Raw genomic sequence first — 16,018 nt, 5'->3', positions numbered from 1 at the left:
GAAGAAGCGGTCACGATCTGACCGCATTGCCGGACAGCCTTGTCTCATGAGCATCGAAACGACAACCCACCTCAACTTCGACGGCGACGCCCGCGAGGCGCTCGACTTCTACGCAGCGGTCTTCGGCGGCGAGGTCACCGCCGCCACCTACGGCCAGATGGGCGCCCTCGACGACCCGGCCTGGGCCGACCGCATCGTCTTCGGTCAGGTCGCCACCGCCGCGGGCTTCCGGATCATGGCCTTCGACGTCTGGCCCGGGCAGCCCTACGACCAGGGATCGAACGCCTTCTACGTCTTCGTGCACGGCGACGACACCGCCGAGATCGAGCGGTACTGGGCCGCGCTGTCCGAGGGCGCCGAGGTCCGGCAGCCCCTCGCCCCCTCGGCCTGGGCGCCGCTCGCCGGGCAGCTCCGCGACCGCTTCGGCGTCGTGTGGCAGCTCGACGTCGCGGGTCCGCGGGGTTGAACCGGCGCAGGGCTGACCCGGCGCCCGCGCGCTCGGCATACTGGGCGCATGGGGGAGCAGGCGACCGCCGCGGACCGAGCGGACGTCCGCGACGACGAGCGTGAGCGGCGGCGGCGCCGTCGCGCGCAGCGCACGCGCCGCCGTCGGCAGCGGCTCCGCCGGACCCTGCGGCAGCGCATGGACTGGCGCGGCAGCCGGGTCCCCGCCGGCGCGTGGTGGTTCGCCGTGCTCGCCGTCGCCCTCGGGGTCCTCTACGGCCGGGCCACCGACGCCGGGGACCCCGGGGTCGGTGGGCCCGGTGCCGATGCCCTCGGTGCCGATGCCCTCGGTGCTGCCGTCGCCGGAGCGGCGATCGGCGTCGGTTGGGGTGCACTGCTGTTCGCCTGCGCGCCGCCGCTCGTCGCGGTCCCGCTCGTCGCTGCCGGTGTGTTCTGCGGGTTCGTGCTGGTCGGGCCGCTCGGGCCGGGAGCGGTGAGTGCCAGCCTGGTGGCCTCGGTCGCCGGCTGGCTGCTCGGCATGCAGCTCCGGTACCTGGTCGTCGGTCGCCGACGGCCGCCCGAGCGAGCCCGCCTGGTCGATCGCGGCCGCCCACGACGCGCGGCACCGATCACCCCCGGCGAGCGCTCGCAGCTCGTGGCCACCGGGGTCTCCGGCGTCCTGGCCGTCGTCGTCCCGGCGCTCCTCCTCCTCGTCCCTGCACCGGGTGCGTTCGGCACCTGGCTCGTGCTCGTCCTCGTCACCCTCGCGTGGTCCGGCCCGGTGGGCTGGTGGACCGGCATGGTGCGGAGCCACCACGCGGCCGCCGGTGCGCCGTTCGCGGCGGCGCAGTGGGGCCTGCTGTTCAACGCCTGGGGCTCCGCCGGTGTGCACGCGCTGCCGATCACGCTGACCGCAGGCATGGCGGGGGTCGGGCTCGGCTTCGTGCTCCGCCGCCTGCACGAGGCCCGGGTCGGCCGGTACCCGCGCGAGCGTCCGGCCGCGGGCTGAGCCGGGGACCTCAGCGCACCGGGGCCCAGGTGCTGACCGTCACCGCTGCCGTCACGCGGGTCGGTGCGAAGACCCGCTCCGGGTCGACGTGGTGGTGGCTCGGCCCCATGTGCACGACGTCGTGGACGTCCTCGGCGGACAGCTCCATCGTCCACGTCAGGTCGTCGGACGAGCGCCGGGTGAAGGCGGGCGTCAGGGAGTCGTGCAGGCGACGCTCCTTCTCCGGGTCGACCGCGATCGTCGCCTCGGCGAGCTCCGCCAGGTGGCCGGTCCGCGGGGTCACCACGGCGAGCACGCCGTCCGGGTGCAGGACCCGGGCGTACTCCGTCTGGTTGCGGGGTGCGAAGACGTCCAGCACGACCGCGGCTGCGTCCTCGACGACCGGGAGGCGCTCGGTCACGTCCCCGACGACGGCCCCCGCCCGCTCGTGGATGCGCGCCGCACGCCGGATCGCGACGGCGGACAGGTCGAGCGCGAGGCCGAGCCGCGTCCCCGGCTCCGGGCCCGGCCCACCGGCGGCGGTGCCGGACGCACCGGGCGCCACCACGGGCCTCCCGTCCGTCCCCGCCGCGCGGAGCGCGTGTGCCAGGTAGGTGCCCGGACCGGACCCGACGTCGAGCACGATGCCGGGCGCCGAGGCCTCGACGACGACGACGGCGAGCGCCCGCTCGACGGGCGCGTAGTGCCCGCGACCCAGGAACCGCAGCCGCGCGTCGACCATCGCCGGGGTGTCCGCGGTGAGGGCACGACGCTTCGCGGGCAGGAGCGTCAGGTGGCCCTGCTTCGCCTCGTCGAACCGGTGGCCGGTCGTGCAGCCGGCCTGACCCGGGGCCGTGCGGGCGAGGGGCTCGGTGCACACGGGGCAGGCGAGCATCGGCAGCAGGTCGTCTCGCACCGGACCAGCGTACGGGCGTCGCGAGCCGGTACGGTCGGGGCATGGCCGTCATCCACAACGCCGTCCTCCGCCCGTCGAAGACCGACGCGATCGGCGCCTGGCTGCCGACCCGGCCGTGGAGCGGCGTCACGACGGACCCCGCCGCCGACGGGTCGCTCGTCGTCGCGGGCCGGTTCCGGTTCGACGACCCGGACGGCGAGGTCGGCGTCGAGACGTACCTGGTGCGGGTCGGCGACGGTCCGGTGCTGCAGGTGCCGCTCACCTACCGCGGCGCACCGCTCGACGGCGCGGACGACCACCTCGTCACCGAGATGGACCACTCCGTGCTCGGTCGCCGCTGGGTCTACGACGCCGTCGGCGACCCCGTCTACGCCGACGTGCTCCGCCGCGCAGTCGCGACCGGCGGACGCGAGGCCGACCTCGAGGCGGCACCCGGCGAGGGCGGCGGCGCCCCGGTGAAGGAGGGCACGGTGTCGGGCAGCGGCTCGGCGTCCGACTCCCCCACGGTGACGGCCGTGCGGGACACCACCGCCGGCACGACGACCACCATCGCGACCGACCACGGCAGCCTCGCGGTGCCGCGCGTCGTCGGCGCACCCCTGCCCGACGGCGAGACGCTCACCGGCACGTGGGCCGACGGGTCCGGCGTGCTCGCCGTGCTGGTGCCCTAGCGGGTACGGGCAGGGCCTGCCTGCCCCACCGCGTCGATGGCAGGATCGGTGTCGTGAAGACACTGGAGTTGCCACAGACGGACCTCACCGCCTCCGACGTCGTCGTCGGACTGATGCGGATCAACGACATGAGCGACGAGGACATCCGCGCGCTCTACGCCGCCTCGCGTGACGCAGGCGTGACCATGTTCGACCACGCCGCGGTCTACGGCGGGTGGCACGGCTGCGAGGAGCGCTTCGGCTCCGCGGTCACGCTGACCCCGGCCGAGCGCAGCGAGATCGTCCTGCAGACGAAGGTCGGCATCCGGCCGACGGCGAACGGCGCCTACTTCGACTTCTCGTACGAGCACATCCTCGAGTCGGTCGAGGAGTCCCTCGCCGCGCTGCAGACCGAGTACGTCGACGTCCTGCTGCTGCACCGTCCCGACGCCCTGGTCGAACCGGACGAGGTGGCGAAGGCCTTCGACGAGCTGCACGCCGCCGGCAAGGTGCACCACTTCGGCGTCTCGAACCACACCCCCGGCCAGGTCGAGCTGCTCCGCCGTTCCGTGCGGCAGCCCCTCGCGTTCAACCAGGTGCAGCTGAGCATCACGCACGCCAACGTGATCACCCAGGGCCTCGCGGCGAACATGGCGGCCGTCGACCAGTCGATCGACCGCGACAACGACATCCTCAACGACTCGCGGCTGCACGACGTCACCCTGCAGGCCTGGTCGCCGTTCCAGAAGGGCTTCTTCGACGGCGTCTTCCTCGGCGACCGGGAGCAGTACGCCGAGCTGAACGACGTGCTCGAGGAGGTCGCCGCCGCGCACGGGGTCACCCCCACCGGCATCGCGGTCGCCTGGATCACCCGGCACCCGGCGCAGTTCCAGGTCGTGCTCGGCACGACGAACCCGCAGCGCGTGCGGGACTCGGCGGCCGGTTCGGACGTCCGCCTGTCGCGCGAGGAGTGGTACCGGATCACCTCGGCCGCGGGGCACCTCGTCCCCTGATGACCCGCGGCGAGCGCCCCGTCGCGTGAGCGGATGGGGCAGGGTGGGGTCGTGCTCGACGACCTCGCCCTGCCCGTCCTCCTGACCGCCCGATCCGGGACCGTCACCCTGCGGAACGCCGTCGACGACGACCTCGACGCCCTCGTGGCGCTCCTCGCCGACGACCCGGTCAGCGCCGCACGTGGGGACGTCGCCGCGCCGGGGGACCGACCGAGGTACGCCGCCGCGCTCCGCTCGGTCGTCGACGACCCGGCGAACGCCCTGCTCGTCGTCGAGGACGAGACCGGGCGGCTCGTCGGCACCCTCCAGCTCACCCGGATCCCCGGCATGGCCCGGCGCGGTGCACGCCGCCTGCTCGTCGAGGCCGTCCGGGTCAGCAGCACGGTCCGCTCCGGCGGCATCGGCACGGCGGTGATGCGGTGGGTCACCGACGTGGCCGCGCCGGCGCTCGACACGCCGCTCGTGCAGCTCACCTCGGACGCGGCGCGCACCGACGCGCACCGGTTCTACGAGCGGCTCGGGTTCACCGGGTCGCACGTCGGCTTCAAGTACCGTGTCCCCGGGTCCGCCCCCGGCGCAGCGCCCGGCGGGGAGGCAGGCGGCGGCGCACAACCGAAGTGATCCGGAACCGCGAACCTGCGCGGCGCGGGGACATTTTGGTTGTGCAAACCGTTCCCGAACCAGGCCCGAACCGGGCGGACGGCGGCGCTAGTCGTCGGAGTCGGACTGCGCGTCCGGGGACCGCGGCTCCGGCACGCGGACGTCCACGGGCGACACGGCCGTCGGGTCGGCGGAGGCGCCGCCCACCACGTCGAACGAGATCCCGATGTCGGCCGGGTCCTCGTCGAGCTCCAGCCCGTCCTGGCGCGCCTGGCGCTCCGGGATCGCGCGGCCACCGGACGGATCGAACGAGTTCGCAATCGACATGCCGACGAGCATGCCGGTCGTACATTGGCGGCGGCTCGGTGTCGCCTCCGCAGCGCCGGTCAGTCGGCGAGGTCCTCCGGGTGCAGGCGGTCGCCGGCCTCGGGGCGCCGGAACACCGGGCCGCCGCCGGCCTCGTCCTCGTCGTGGTGGTCCGCGGGCGAGACGCTCGGGTCGGCGGAGTCGGGGCCGACGTCCGCCCCGCGGTCCGCCTCCACCTCGACCTCGGTCTCGTCACTGCCGTCCACCGGGGTGGACGTGCCCTGCTGTTCGGGATCGAACGGTGCGCTCATCGACATGGGCCGAGCATGCTCCCCGTCGGTGAACGCCGGGTCAACGCTGTCCGTCCGCCGCGACGAGCTCGAGCTGGGTGAGGGGCACGTCGGTGCCGGCGGTGAACGAGAACGTCGAGCCGCCGCCCGTGACCCGGAACACGCGGCTCTGACCCGCCCACGCGAACTCCGCGCCGGCGACCGCCGTGGTGCGGTCGCCGAGGCCGACCTGCCACGAGTACGAGCCGGGCTCCGCGACGGTCACCGTGTACAGCGCTGCGGCCGGGCACGCGACGTCGAACGCCACCGACGCCCCGGCCGGCAGCACGGTCACGGTCCGTCCCTCGTCGTCGGTCAGGGGTGACGCGCCGACGGGCAGCACGTCGACCGGGGTGTCCCGGTACCCGTGCACCTCGGACGCCGACACCGGACGCGTGTCCGCCGCCCAGCCCTGCGGGGTGTCGGACAGCGTGAAGACGATGTGCGACGCCGCGACGACCACCTGGTGCGGGATGCTGATCGACGTCCACGGCGCACCGTCGACCGTCACCGACGCGACGTACGCACCCGTGGAACCGGCGGCGACCTCGATGACGGTCTCGGTTCCTCCCGGCTGCCGCAGCACCGTCCGGCGGACCGACGGGGGCACGAGCACGTAGGTGCCCGTCGACGGCGCCAGCGGGTACAGACCGACGGTCGCGAAGACGTACCAGGCGCTCATCTCGCCGTTGTCCTCGTCGCCGGGGTAGCCCTGGCCGAGGTCGGAGCCGACGAACAGCCGCTCGAGGCACTCCCGCACGACCCGGTGGGCGTCGTCGTGGCGCCCGGTGAACATCGGGAAGAACGGGATGTGGTGCGCGGGCTGGTTCGACAGCCCGAGCATGCCCATCCGGACGTCGCGGGCCTCGGTCATCTCGTGGATCGGGAACCCGTAGGAGCCGGAGAACACCGACGCACCCGTCTCCGGCGTCGCGAAGAAGCGGTCGAGGGTCCGGTCGAACCGCTCCGGGCCGCCGTGCAGGTCGACGACGCCGGCACCGTCGTGCGGGGCGGTGAAGGCCGTGCCCCACGCGTTCGTCTCGGTGTAGTCGTCGCCCCAGTCGCGCGGGTCGAAGTCGGTGCCGACGCGCCACGAGCCGTCGGGGTCGCGGCCGATGAAGAAGCCCCGCTCGGCGTCGAACACGTTCCGGTACTGCAGGGACCGTCGGGCGAACCACTCGGCCTCGGCCTCGTACCGGGACAGGTCGGCCGGCGTCTCCGCGCGCGACGCGAGCAGGCCCGCCATGACGGCGAGGCCCCAGTCGTTGATGGCGGCGTCCAGGGTCCAGGACATCCCCTCGGACGTCCGGGTGTCGACGTGGCCGCGGAAGGCGCCCGGGAGGCTCCCCTTGCGCCCGACACGCTCGTCGCGCGGCGGGACGGTCGCGTTCCGCACCGCGCTCCGGTACGCCTCGGCCAGGTCGAACCCGGTGACGCCCTTGACGGCCAGGTCGGCGAAGACGGTGTCGGCCGTGGTGCCGGTCATGCAGTCCTCGGCGCCCGGTGCGCTCCACCGGGGCGTCCACCCGCCGTCGTGGTGGTGCTCGACGAAGCCCTGGGCGAGTTCCCCGGCGGTCTCCGGCGTGAGGAGGGCCAGCAGCGGCCACGCGGTGCGGTAGGTGTCCCAGAAGCCGTGCGTCGTGGTGAACGGCCCCTCGACGACCTCGGGGCCGGGTTCGTCGCGGATCGGTTCCGCCAGCACCGCCCCGTACGGCGAGCGGTGCCGTGGCGTGCCCGTCAGCGCGGTCTCGCCGGCGCGGTTCGGGTAGAGGAACACCCGGTAGAGCCCGGAGTACAGCGACGTCAGCTGGTCGGGCATCGCGCCCTCGAACGACATGGTGCCGAGCACCTCGGTCCACGCCTGCACGGCGTGCGCGCGCATCGCGTCGACGGTGCCGGCGGCGTCGAGGTTCGCGCGGGCGTCCTCGATCGAGACCGTGGAGATGCCGAGCAGGACGTCGACGTCCCCGGCGACCGACAGCCAGCCGCGCAGTTCGTGCTCGCCGACGATGGTGTGGTCCGCGGTCACGCCGGCGACCCGGACGTGCACGTGGTGCGGCGGCGTGCCCGGGCGGTCGTCGAGCAGCGCCTCGACCACGGCCGTGCCGTCGGTGACGGTCACGGACACGTCGGACACCCGGCCGTGGTGGTCGAGGACGACGCTGCGCGTGCCGGTGAAGCGGAACCCGAGGGCGAACTCCCCCGCGGTCACCTCGGCGGTGACGCCCTGGTCGAGCGCGACCCGGTACCGGTGCGGGCCGTCGTGTTCGTCGTCGTGGTCGAAGCCGAGCGCGCGGGCGGCCCGGTCGACGTCCGGGGTGTCGAGCGGCGAGGGCATCACCTGGAACACACCGCGGTCCGCCATCCACGGCGACGGGATGTGGCTCGTCGCGAACGCCTGGATCGCCGGGCGGACCCGGCCCGCGTCGTCGGTGCGCGAGTGCTCCTGGTACGCGTACGGCCACCGGTTGCTCGACGCGTCGGTCATCGGCAGTCCGAAGACCCCGCCGTGCGGCAACCCGACGAGCGGCGCGTTGTTCCCGCGGGAGAACCGCGAGGACGCCTGCGTGCCACGGGTCGTGCGGACGTGGTCGAGCGGCGTGGTCGGCGTCGGGCGCGCCGGGCCGACGACGACCTCGTCGAGCCAGCCCCGCAGCGCCGGGCGTACGCCGTCGTCGTCCGCGGCGGCCGCGTCGGAGCCGAGCCGGGCCTCCAGACGGTCCACGACCCGGCCCGCGAACGGCGTGAGGTCGACCGCGCGACGGTTCCACTGGTCGACCCACGCCTTGCGGGCGGCGTCCTGCGCCGCCGGTGTCACGGCGTCGCCGTGCTGGTCGTGGCCGACGTCGTGCTCGCTGAGCCGGGTGCCGTCGGTGAAGACGACGTCGACGGCGAAGGCCGTGGCGTCCCAGAAGTGCGGCAGGTCCGCCTCGGTGGGTTCGGTGGCGCCGTCGGGCAGGGTCCGTTCCGGGAACCACACCCACGAGAGCTCCTCGCCGGCCGCCACGGTGTGCCCGGCGGACCCTGGCACGACGGCGCTGACCGCGCCCGCTCCGGACGGCCGTTCGACCAGCCACCCCTCGACCGAGCCGAAGCCGACACCGTTCCGCGCTGCGAGGGCCGTCGTGGGCCCACCGCTCCGTTGCAGTTCTCGCACGGACCCAGCGTATTTGCTCCAGCGTGTGGAGGAAACCGTCGGCGTGTCAGCCCCTGCCCGGAGCGGCCGTGTCCTGACCCGGCGCGGCGTCGGCGGCGCCCGGGGCGTCCACCGGGGCCTGGTCGGCGGCGCCCGTGCCGTCCTGGGGCGTCTGCACCGGGTTGGAGGCCGGGGCACTCGGCTCCGGTCCGACCGGCGCCTGGCTCGGGGCCGCCGGTTCGCTCGGCTCCTCGCTCGGCTGCTGGGGCTGGGAGGGCTGCTCCGCCGGCTCGGAGGGCTGCTGCTCGACCGGCTGGCTGGGCTGCTGCTCCTCGCTCGGCTCGTCGCTCGGCTGCTCGCTCGGCTGCTCGTCCGTCGGCGTGGAGGGCGAGGAGGACCCGGTCGGTGCGGGGGCGGTGTCGTCGTCGCCGTTCAGCGCGACGACCGCGACCGCGATGCCGACGAGCACCAGGACGACCACGACGATCGCGGTGATGACCGGCCCCCTGCGCCGACGCTCGCGGGGGTCCTCCGTGGCGCCCGGCGCCGGAGCGGTCGGCGGCGGCACGGTCGCCCCGCCACCGCCGGACGGACTGCGCCCCGACTGCGCCCCCATCACCGTGGTCGCGACGTCGTCCGAGGCGTTCGGGTGCTGGTCGAGGACCCGCGTCGCGTCGTCCGCAGCGGCGGCGCGGCTCGTCGGCATCGCGCGCGTCGCGGCGTCCGCGTCGGCGGTCGGGAACGCCGCGGTCGCGGCTGCGGCTGCGGCGCCGGCGCCCGCGGCGGTGAGCGCACCCGGGGCGGCGGGCAGGAGCTGGGTGGCCGTGCCGGGGTCGTCGCGGCCGAGGGCCCGGAGCCGCTCGGCTGCCTCTGCTGCCGAGGGCCGGACGGCCGGGTCCTGCGCGGTCATCACGTGCAGGAGCGTGCGCCAGGCGGTCGGCAGGTGCTGGTCGATGGCGGGGCTGCGGGTGAGGCGCGCGGTGGCGGACTCGATCGCGCTGCCCGGGAACGGCCGCTCCCCGGTCAGGCACTCGAGCAGCACGAGACCGAGCGCGTAGACGTCGGCCTTGCCGGTGATCTCCTGCGCCGTGACCTGCTCCGGAGCCAGGTAGGCGGCGGTCCCCATCACGGTGCCGGTGCCGGTCACGCGCGAGGCGTCGCGGAGCAGGGCGATGCCGAAGTCGGCGAGCTTGACGTGGCTGCCGTCGCGCTCGAGCAGCACGTTGGCGGGCTTCACGTCGCGGTGCACGATGCCCTGGGCGTGCACGGCGCTCAGCCCGTCCGCCACCTGGGCGCCGACGCGGGCGGCGGTCGTCGGGTCGAGCGGGCCCTCGCGCAGCCGGGTGGCGAGGTCGCTGCCCGGCACGAGCTCCATGACGAGGTACGAGTCGCCGTCGGCGTCGTCGAGTGCCGCGTCGTAGAGGGTGACGAGGGCGGGGCTGCGGAGCGTCGCGAGGGTCTGGATCTCGGCCTCGGCACGGGCGCGTTCACCGTGGTCGACCGGTCCGATCCGGAACACCTTGACGGCGACCTCGCGACCGAGCTGCTCGTCGACCGCGCGGTACACCGTGGCCATGCCACCGTGTCCGAGCGTGCCCGTGACGCGGTACCTGCCGCCGAAGACCCGTTCTTCCATGCCCGGCAACCTACCGGCAACTCCTGACGGGGTGGCCCGGTGCCGGCGTGTGCGTGCCCGGCGTGGTGCTCCTGCTCACCCCGCGCGCGCGGCCGGGTCCGGTGCGGGTTCGGCACCGTGGCGGAGCGCGGTCAGGTACAACCGGTGCGCCGTGACGACCAGTGACAACCAGGCGAGCCCGAGCGCCCAGGCCGCGAGCACGTCGGTGAGCCAGTGGTGCCCGAGGAACACCCGCGAGGCCCCGACCGACAGCACGAACAGGGTGCCGGCGACGATGGTCCACACCCGCGTGACCGCCCGCGACTCCCGCAGGAGCAGCAGGTAGACGATGGTGCCCACGATCACGGTGGCGTTCAGCGTGTGCCCGGACGGGAACGACGGCGAGTGCTCGTAGGGCGGCACCGCGTCGCTGAGCGGCGGACGGGCCCGGCCGATGAGGTCCTTGCCCGCGATCGTCATGAGGAGCGACCCGCCGCTCGCCGCGACGAGCAGGACCACCGGCGTCCACGCCCGGCGCTGGATCGTGAAGCCGACCAGGAACCCGACCGCGACGACGGGCATGCCGATCGTGCCGGCCACGTCGGTCCACCACGTCACGAGACGGTCGGCAGCGGGCGACCGCAGCGAGATCGCCCAGTCGAGCACCGGGCGGTCGAGCACGGCGACGTCGTCGGCCTCGCGGACGGCGTCGAACACCGCCGAGGCGAGCCAGGTCGCGACGACCGCCACGGCGAGCCCGACGGCCAGGGTCAGCAGCAGGAGCGGCATCGCGCCGTACCGCTGCCCGAGCGCCGTCCACCCGCGAGCCACCGCACGGCCGGCGCGGGTGCGCCAGCGGGTCAGGTCGACCTGTCCGAGCGTGCGGTCGGCGGCCTCGCCCCGTTCGGTGTGCATCGGACCAGCCTGCTCGCGCCGGGCTGGGAGGGTCAGCGCCCGGTCCCGTCCGCCCGTCCGCACTCGTCGAGGAACGCGCTGACGCGGGCCGCGCCCCGCTCCGACCCGCCCAGCTCGGCTGAGTCCGGTTCCTGCGGGTCTGTCACAGACGCGTCGCCTTCGACACTCCATGATCGGAGGCAATCGTGAACACACCAAGGGGGCCGGGCGTCATCCCGGACGGGGAACTCATCGCGGCGATCGCACGCGGTGACGCGGCGGCGTACACCACGCTGCTCGACCGCCACTCGCGGGCGGTGTTCCGCTACGCGTGGGGGCTCGCCGACGAGCGCTCGGACGTCGACGACATCGTGCAGGAGACGTTCCTCGTCGCCTGGCGCCGGCGGAAGGACGTCCGCATCGTCGGGTCGTCCGCCCTGCCGTGGCTGCTGACGAGCGCGCGGTACGTCGCGATGAACACGAACCGGCGACGCCGCGCGGTCGGGTTCGACGAGGTCGACGAGACGACCGGCGCGAGCGAGGCCTGGTACCGCCAGGTCGCCCACGCCGAGGCCGTCCAGCAGCTGCGGTGGGTCCGCGACGAGATCGCCGCGCTCGACTCCCCCGACCGGGAGCTCTGCGAGCTCTGCCTGCTGCAGGACCGGTCCTACGACGAGGCCGCAGCCGTGCTCGGCCTCAGCACCAGCAACGCGCGGAAGCGCATCCAACGAACCCGCGCCCGGCTCCGTGTGAGCCGCGCCGCACAGGAGATGGAGTCCACCTCGTGATCACCGCACCCCCGCCCGAGGGCGTCGAGTTCGACGCCGCGTTCGCCCCCGTCCGCCGAGCCGTGCTCGCCGAGACCGTCGACCGGCGCCGCAGGCGCACCCGCTGGACGTTCGGTGCCGTCGGCTCGGTCGCCGCGGTCACCGCGCTCGCGACCGTCCTGGTGGCCGGGAACGTCACCGGCGCGACCGACTCCGTCCCGCTCGTCGGCACCGAGCCGCAGGCCGCGAGCGCCGCCGAGGTCCTGCGGCACGCAGCCGACGAGACCGTCCGGACGAGCGACCCGGTCGTCGGCCCCGACCAGTTCCTCGAGGTCCGGATCGCCGAGCAGAGCCAGGCGTTCCTCACACAGCGGTACTCGGCCCTCGTGCCGTACTCCCTGACGGTCTACCGCCCCGGGGACCCGGGGGCCGACTGGACCCTCGTGCGGACGTCGGAGGACCCCGTCGCGTTCTTCCCGGCGAGCGAGGCGGCGGCGGCCGAGGCGGCGTGGGACGCCGAGCCGGCCGGCTGGCCGACCGGGACCATCCGAGCGGCCGACGGTGCCTTCTACGACACCCCGTGGACCCCGGCGGAACTGGCATCGATGCCGCGGGACCCGGACGCCCTGTACCGGTGGGTGTCCGAGCACGCGACGGGGTCTGCGAGCCACGAGGAGGCGATGACCGTCCTCATCACCGACGACCTGTCCACCGGGATGGTGCCCGCCGACCTGCGCAGCGCCATGTACCGGGTGCTCGCCCGGATCCCCGGCACGGCCGTCACCCACGACGCCGTGACCCTCGACGGCCGCCGCGGCATCGGCATCGGCCGCGCGGAGCCGAACCGCGACGGCGAGCACAGCGAGGTCGTCATCGACCCGGACACCGGCGACTTCATCGGCACGCGCACCCTGACCGGCGCCGCCACCGGGACGCTCCCGGCGGGCACGGTGATCGACTCCACCGCGGTCTCCTCGACCGTCGTGGACAGCGCTCCCTGACCGGGACGACGACCCGGCCCGACGGCGGCGGCGCTCCGAGCACCGTCGCCGTCGTCGTCGTCGTCGCTCGGAGCTGGTCTACCGGGTGTACTCGACGATGACGTTCGAACCGCCGAAGCCGAGCGGTTCGTGGGCGGTGAACCCCTCGCCGCGGAGCACCGCGGCGACCTTCTCGCCCTCGCCCGGGTCGTCGCCGACGTACCAGACGGTCCGCAGCCCCTCGGTGTCCGCCGCGGAGTTCACGGCACCGTGCAGCCGGGCGAAGAAGTAGCCCTGGTCGGCGGCGCTCGTCTTCGTCCAGAGGTCGCGGAGTCCGTCCGTGGCCGCCGGGTACGCCGTCGTCAGCTGGTCGGCCGGCCGCCGCATCTTGCCGAGGACCAACCCGGCCGGCTCGGCCTCACCACGGCGGGCCTCGGTGAGCTGCCGGGCGGCGCTCGCCAGGTCGGTGGTCTTCGGCGGCGCGGTCCGGATGCTCCACCAGACCTGACCGGCCGGCACGAGGAAGGCCAGCAGCAGGACGCCGCTCACGATGCCCCGCGCGAACGGCAGCAGCGCGACGACGCCCGCGGCGACGAGGACCGCCAGGGCCGGCGCCGAGAACGTCAGGTAGCGCCCGACGTAGACCGGGGTGACGAAGCGGGACGCCGCGAGCAGCGCGACCGTCGGCAGGACCAGCCAGGGCAGCAGCACGACCAGCGCGTCGGACCGGCGGCGGAGCGCGGCGACCACGCCGACGGCGACGAGCAGCCAGGCGACCACCGCGACCGCGGTGACGAACGACCGGTTCGTCTCGACGAGGCTGAAGTCGAAGAACTGCAACCGCCACGCGCTCTCGACGGCCCCGCGCAGCGACGGCGGCCGCAGCCAGTCGATCTGCGCCGCCTGGCCCACGGCGGCCCGCGCGAACGGGACCGCCGCCAGCGCCGCCGCGACAACGGCCGCCGCGGCGCCCACGAGGCCGACCCAGCGCACCCGCGGGGCGGCCAGGAACCGCAGCAGGACGCTGAGGGCGTGGCAGGCGACCACGAGGGCCGCCCAGAGGAACACGAGCACGGACAGGTACGCGACCAGGGCGTACGCGACCCACCACGCGACGACCACGGCGGGGTGGCGCCGGGCGTCGGCGGCGTCGAGCGCCCGGACGAGCAGCAGCGTCGCGGCGACGGCGAGCAGCAGCTCGAAGGCCGGTGACCGTCCGAGGGTGCCGGCGGCGGCCACGACGGGCACGAACGGCAGCACGACCGCCGCGACCGTCGCGGTGGTGAGCGAGGTCAGGCGCTCGGCGAGGAGCACGAGCAGCCCGGTGGCGACGCCGATCGCGAGCGCGGAGGGGAACCGCAGGGCGAACGGGCTGTACCCGACGAGGTCGAACCAGCAGTGCATCAGCACGTAGTACGCCGCGTGCACGAGGTCGATCTCGCCCACGAGCTCGCCGAACGCGTGCCAGGACCGGGTCGAGGCGGCGATCGTCGCCGTCTCGTCCAGCCAGATCGTCCGGTGGGTGAGCGCGATGACGCTCACGAGCGTCCCGAACAGGGTCGCGCCGCCTGCGACGGCGAGCCGGGCCGTCCTCCGGTTCGATCGTCTGAGGTCGCCGAGCACGCAGAACAGCGTAGGGGCCGCGGGACCGTGCCCCGGACGGCCGGGTCAGTCCTTCGCGTCCGAGTAGGCGCCGACCACCGCCACCGAGAGCGGGAACGTCACCGGGAAGTCGCCGAACAGCAGCCGTCCGGCGTCGACCGCGGCGGCGCGGACCTGTGTCGCGACCCACTCGGCGTGCTCCTGCGGCGTGTGCACCACGATCTCGTCGTGCACGAAGAACACCAGGTGCGGACCGTCCGTCACCGGACCCGGGAACCGTGCGGCGAGCCGGGACCGCAGCGACCCCATCCAGGCGAGCGCCCACTCGGCCGCGGTCCCCTGCACCACGAAGTTGCGGGTGAACCGGCCCCAGCTGCGCGCCCGGGACTCCACGGCCCGCTGCATCGCCGGGGTGCCGTCCACCGTGTACGCCTGGTTGCGCGCCGCGAACCAGGCGTCGTCCGGCACGGGCGAGGTCCGACCGAGCAGGGTCGTCACCGGTTCGCCGCGCTCGCCCGCCCGGGCCGCTCGGGACACGAGTCCGAGGGCGGCCGGGAACGCCCGTTCGAGCCGCGGCACGAGCCGCCCGCCCTCGCCCTGGGTCGCGCCGTACATCGCGCCGAGCATCGCGCCCTTGGCCTGCTGCCGGGTCTCGACCGCGCCGGAGGCGACCACGCCGTCGTACAGGTCGCGGCCGTCGCCGGCGGACGCCATCGCCCGGTCCCCCGCCATCGCCGCGAGCACCCGCGGCTCGAGCTGCGCGGCGTCGGCGACGACGAGCTGCCAGCCGTCGTCCGCCACGACCGCGGCGCGGATGCCCTTCGGCAGCTGCATCGCTCCCCCGCCGTCGGCCGCCCACCGCCCGGTGACGACGCCGCCGACGACGTACTTCGGGTGGAACCGGCCGTCGCGGACCCACTCGTCGAGCCACGTCCAGCCGTTGGCGGTGAGCAGCCGCACGAGGCGCTTGTACTCGAGCAGCGGCTCGATGACCGGGTGCTCGATCTCCTGCAGCTCCCACTTCCGGGTGCTCGTCACCATGAGCCCGGCCCGGCGGAGGGCACGGAGCACGTCGGCCGGCGAGTCCGGGTTGAGCGCGGGGTCGTCGAGCCGCTCGCGCACCACGGCGGCGATCTCCTCGAGCCGGCGGGGCCGCACGCCGTAGGGCACGCGGGGGCCGAGGGCGTCCTCGAGCAGGCGTTCGTGCACGTCCGCCCGCCACGGCAGCCCGGCGTGCAGCATCTCCGCCGCGACGAGCGCCCCGGCGGACTCCGCGGTGACGAGCAGCCGCAGGGCGCCCGGCGCCGTCGACCCGGCGATCGCCTCGGTCTGCGCCCGGAACTCGGCCACCGGGTCCACGGCGTCGTCGGCGACGGACACGGCGAACAGGGCGTCGTCGAACAGCTGGGCCTGCGTCGGCCGGGTCGCCCGGGGCTCGGTCGGCGGTGCGTCGAGGGCGTCGGCGGGTGCCGCGGCGAGGGCGGACCCCCGGGCGGCGAGCGCGGCACGGAGGACCCGGCGGCCCAGCCGCAGGTCGACGCAACGCCCGACCCGCCCACCGGCCGCGAGCACGGCCGGGTACCACCGCGCCGTGTCGTCCCAGACCCAGCGCACGGCCGGCCCGTCGTGCGCAGCGACGAACGCCGGCAGGTCCGGTTCGGCGAACCGGGTCGGTTCGCCGTCCGGCGCCCCGGCGTCGGTCAGGGGCGTCGCGGAGACGCCGCCGTCGACACGGCGCAGGACGAGGTGCACGGAACGATCATGCCGTGTCCCACCGT

The 16,018-nt window shown here is 74.9% G+C and carries 15 protein-coding genes; 7 read left to right on the top strand and 8 right to left on the bottom strand.

Annotation, left to right across the window (positions count from 1 at the left end):
- The first annotated feature begins 46 nt into the window (after window positions 1-46).
- Together BIU94_RS10895 and BIU94_RS10890 are read left to right on the top strand one after the other, a co-directional pair.
- Window positions 47-466, top strand: a complete 420-nt coding sequence (locus BIU94_RS10895) for a VOC family protein (protein ID WP_071259397.1) — start codon at window positions 47-49, stop codon at window positions 464-466.
- A gap of 48 nt (window positions 467-514) precedes the next feature.
- Entirely contained in the window at window positions 515-1,453 is a 939-nt protein-coding gene (locus BIU94_RS10890) for a hypothetical protein (RefSeq protein ID WP_071259394.1), read from the top strand.
- A gap of 10 nt (window positions 1,454-1,463) precedes the next feature.
- Here the strand turns inward: BIU94_RS10890 and BIU94_RS10885 are convergent, their stop codons facing one another.
- Window positions 1,464-2,348, bottom strand: a complete 885-nt coding sequence (locus tag BIU94_RS10885; RefSeq protein WP_139196381.1) for a putative RNA methyltransferase — start codon at window positions 2,346-2,348, stop codon at window positions 1,464-1,466.
- Between the two features lie 41 nt (window positions 2,349-2,389).
- On the opposite strand from BIU94_RS10885, the gene BIU94_RS10880 reads away from it, so the two are divergent.
- Genes BIU94_RS10880 through BIU94_RS10870 form a run of 3 tightly spaced genes read left to right on the top strand, consistent with a single transcriptional unit; the run spans window position 2,390 to window position 4,632 of the window.
- The gene (locus BIU94_RS10880; protein ID WP_071259391.1) at window positions 2,390-3,019 is read left to right on the top strand and encodes a hypothetical protein; all 630 of its coding nucleotides are present in this window, start codon (window positions 2,390-2,392) and stop codon (window positions 3,017-3,019) included.
- Between the two features lie 53 nt (window positions 3,020-3,072).
- On the top strand, window positions 3,073-4,011 hold the full coding sequence (locus tag BIU94_RS10875) for an aldo/keto reductase family oxidoreductase (protein ID WP_111041614.1): 939 nt from the start codon (window positions 3,073-3,075) through the stop codon (window positions 4,009-4,011).
- Window positions 4,012-4,062: 51 nt separating this feature from the next.
- The gene (locus tag BIU94_RS10870; protein WP_071260345.1) at window positions 4,063-4,632 is read left to right on the top strand and encodes a GNAT family N-acetyltransferase; all 570 of its coding nucleotides are present in this window, start codon (window positions 4,063-4,065) and stop codon (window positions 4,630-4,632) included.
- An 87-nt stretch (window positions 4,633-4,719) separates the two neighbouring features.
- On the opposite strand, the gene BIU94_RS10865 is transcribed toward BIU94_RS10870, so the two are convergent.
- From BIU94_RS10865 to BIU94_RS10845, 5 genes are all read right to left on the bottom strand, one after another.
- Complete coding sequence (locus tag BIU94_RS10865; RefSeq protein WP_139196380.1) at window positions 4,720-4,938, bottom strand: hypothetical protein; 219 nt, start codon at window positions 4,936-4,938, stop codon at window positions 4,720-4,722.
- Window positions 4,939-4,997: 59 nt separating this feature from the next.
- A complete protein-coding gene (locus BIU94_RS10860) occupies window positions 4,998-5,234 on the bottom strand; it encodes a hypothetical protein (RefSeq protein WP_071259359.1) in 237 nt (78 codons plus the stop codon).
- Between the two features lie 34 nt (window positions 5,235-5,268).
- The gene (locus tag BIU94_RS10855) at window positions 5,269-8,403 is read right to left on the bottom strand and encodes a GH92 family glycosyl hydrolase (protein ID WP_254784802.1); all 3,135 of its coding nucleotides are present in this window, start codon (window positions 8,401-8,403) and stop codon (window positions 5,269-5,271) included.
- Between the two features lie 46 nt (window positions 8,404-8,449).
- Window positions 8,450-10,018 (bottom strand): serine/threonine-protein kinase, encoded by a 1,569-nt coding sequence (locus BIU94_RS10850; RefSeq protein ID WP_071259355.1) that lies wholly within the window; start codon window positions 10,016-10,018, stop codon window positions 8,450-8,452.
- Between the two features lie 75 nt (window positions 10,019-10,093).
- A complete protein-coding gene (locus tag BIU94_RS10845) occupies window positions 10,094-10,912 on the bottom strand; it encodes a phosphatase PAP2 family protein (RefSeq protein ID WP_071259351.1) in 819 nt (272 codons plus the stop codon).
- Window positions 10,913-11,097: 185 nt separating this feature from the next.
- Here BIU94_RS10845 and BIU94_RS10840 point away from each other — a divergent pair, with 185 nt between their 5' ends.
- Window positions 11,098-11,679 (top strand): RNA polymerase sigma factor, encoded by a 582-nt coding sequence (locus BIU94_RS10840; protein WP_175472079.1) that lies wholly within the window; start codon window positions 11,098-11,100, stop codon window positions 11,677-11,679.
- The gene (locus tag BIU94_RS10835) at window positions 11,676-12,659 is read left to right on the top strand and encodes a CU044_5270 family protein (protein WP_071259347.1); all 984 of its coding nucleotides are present in this window, start codon (window positions 11,676-11,678) and stop codon (window positions 12,657-12,659) included. The genes BIU94_RS10840 and BIU94_RS10835 overlap by 4 nt, the downstream gene beginning before the upstream one ends.
- 78 nt (window positions 12,660-12,737) lie before the next feature.
- Here the strand turns inward: BIU94_RS10835 and BIU94_RS10830 are convergent, their stop codons facing one another.
- Both BIU94_RS10830 and BIU94_RS10825 read right to left on the bottom strand, forming a co-directional pair.
- Window positions 12,738-14,261, bottom strand: a complete 1,524-nt coding sequence (locus BIU94_RS10830; RefSeq protein ID WP_071259342.1) for a glycosyltransferase family 39 protein — start codon at window positions 14,259-14,261, stop codon at window positions 12,738-12,740.
- Window positions 14,262-14,306: 45 nt separating this feature from the next.
- On the bottom strand, window positions 14,307-15,992 hold the full coding sequence (locus BIU94_RS10825; protein ID WP_071259307.1) for a bifunctional 3'-5' exonuclease/DNA polymerase: 1,686 nt from the start codon (window positions 15,990-15,992) through the stop codon (window positions 14,307-14,309).
- Window positions 15,993-16,018: the final 26 nt, after the last annotated feature.

This window comes from Curtobacterium sp. MMLR14_006, from assembly GCF_001864985.1.
In the GTDB taxonomy this organism is placed as follows: domain Bacteria; phylum Actinomycetota; class Actinomycetes; order Actinomycetales; family Microbacteriaceae; genus Curtobacterium.
The sequence above is the reverse complement of the archived record's forward strand: the minus strand, read 5'-3'. Positions and strand labels throughout refer to the sequence as shown.